The organism is Commensalibacter sp. A3DC (assembly GCF_047307945.1).
Lineage (GTDB): Bacteria > Pseudomonadota > Alphaproteobacteria > Acetobacterales > Acetobacteraceae > Commensalibacter > Commensalibacter melissae.
This window is the reverse complement of record NZ_JAXOQA010000119.1, coordinates 1-1,769: the sequence shown is the minus strand read 5'-3', so window position 1 is coordinate 1,769 and position 1,769 is coordinate 1. Positions and strand designations below refer to the sequence as shown.

Below are 1,769 nucleotides of genomic sequence, written 5' to 3'. Positions count from 1 at the left end.
ATGATTTGGCATCATTTTTCATTTTTATATCGGATCATAAATAATGAGTAAAAATACAAATTTTGAAACCTTGGCTATTCATGCGGGGGCAACACCTGATCCAGTAACAGGGGCAAGAATAACACCGATTTATCAGACTACAGCTTATGTTTTTAAAGATGTTGATCAGGCAGCCAATCGCTTTGCCTTGACAGATGCGGGAAATATTTATGGTCGGATTACGAACCCAACCCAGGCTGTATTGGAAGAACGGGTGACAGCACTGGAGGGAGGAAGTGCAGCATTGGCAACTGCTTCTGGACATGCTGCAGAGTTTTTAACCTTTCATACCCTGATGGAGGCAGGGGATAATTTCATCGCCGCCCGTCAATTATATGGTGGTTCAATTAACCAGTTTGCCCAGTCTTTCAAATCATTTGACTGGCATGTTCGTTTTGCTGATATTGACGATTTATCCACTTTTGAAAAAGCAATTGATGGTCGGACAAAGGCGATTTTTATTGAAAGCTTTGCAAACCCTGGTGGTATAATTGTTGATATAGAGGCCATTGCAAAAATTGCTTATGCCAATCATATCCCTTTGATTGTGGATAACACCATGGCGACGCCTTATCTGGTTCGCCCTTTTGCACATGGTGCCGATATCGTGATTCATTCCCTGACTAAATTTATGGGGGGACATGGAAATTCGATGGGCGGCATTATTGTTGATGGTGGTAAATTTGATTGGAAAAAAGATAACAAATATAAAAAAATTACAGAGCCACGACATGATTATGCAGAGTTGGTTATTGCGGATGCGGCAGGTTCATCGGCTTTTGCAATTGCTGCGCGTGTATTGGGTATGCGTGATTTTGGTCCAACAATTTCTCCTTTTAATGCATTTTTGATCTTAACGGGAATTGAAACCTTACCTTTGCGTATGCAGCGTCATTGTGACAATGCAAATGTGGTAGCTCATTATCTGGCTAATCATGAAAAGGTTGCGTGGGTTTCGTATGCTGGATTGCCTGATAATAAATATAATGATTTGCAGAAGAAATATGCGCCTAAAGGGGCTGGATCAGTATTTACCTTTGGAATAAAAGGAGGATATGATTCAGCTGTCCGGTTTGTCTCCTCGTTAAAAATGTTTTCTTTATTGGCTAATATTGGAGACACGCGTTCCTTAGTCATTCATCCTGCATCGACTACACATCGTCAATTAAGTTATGAACAAAAAATTGCTGCAGGAGCGGGACCCGATGTGATTCGTCTATCGATTGGTATCGAAAATGTAAATGATATTATTCAGGATCTTGAACAGGCCTTGGCATAAAGTTAAGATAAAATATAGAATAAGAGTTATTGATTTTTAAAAATACCCCTTGTTTGATTCAGGGGTTTTCAATATATCGTGCAATCTCGATTAAATTCAGATCAGGGTCACGTAGGTAAATGGATTCAATGGACCCCTGTGCCCCTGTTCGGTTGATAGGACCTTCAAGCGATTTAATTCCATGTTTCTGTAAATGAGCAAGAATTGTTGCTGGTTTTTCTTGAGTAACAAAACAGATATCTAAAGAACCTGGTACGGGTAAATGTGCCTTTGGTTCAATTTCCTTACCATATTCATGAACATTGATTTTTTGATTGCCGAATTTAAAAGCTATTCGATCTTGTCCAAAATGTTGCAGGGAAAATTGTAAAACCTGAGTGTAAAAATGGATACACGCATCAAGTCTGTATGTTGTCAGCACAATATGATCAATGGAATTAATCATTAATTT

Annotated in this window: 2 protein-coding genes; one reads left to right on the top strand and one right to left on the bottom strand. The window is 39.1% G+C overall.

Going from position 1 to position 1,769, the window contains the following annotated elements; all coding sequences use genetic code 11:
* Window positions 1-43: 43 nt before the first annotated feature.
* Complete coding sequence (locus U0839_RS08730) at window positions 44-1,318, top strand: O-acetylhomoserine aminocarboxypropyltransferase (protein WP_155565044.1); 1,275 nt, start codon at window positions 44-46, stop codon at window positions 1,316-1,318.
* Window positions 1,319-1,376: 58 nt separating this feature from the next.
* On the opposite strand, the gene U0839_RS08725 is transcribed toward U0839_RS08730, so the two are convergent.
* Window positions 1,377-1,769, bottom strand: a 393-nt coding sequence (locus tag U0839_RS08725; RefSeq protein WP_413550506.1) for a VOC family protein, incomplete at its 5' end; no start/stop codon positions are given.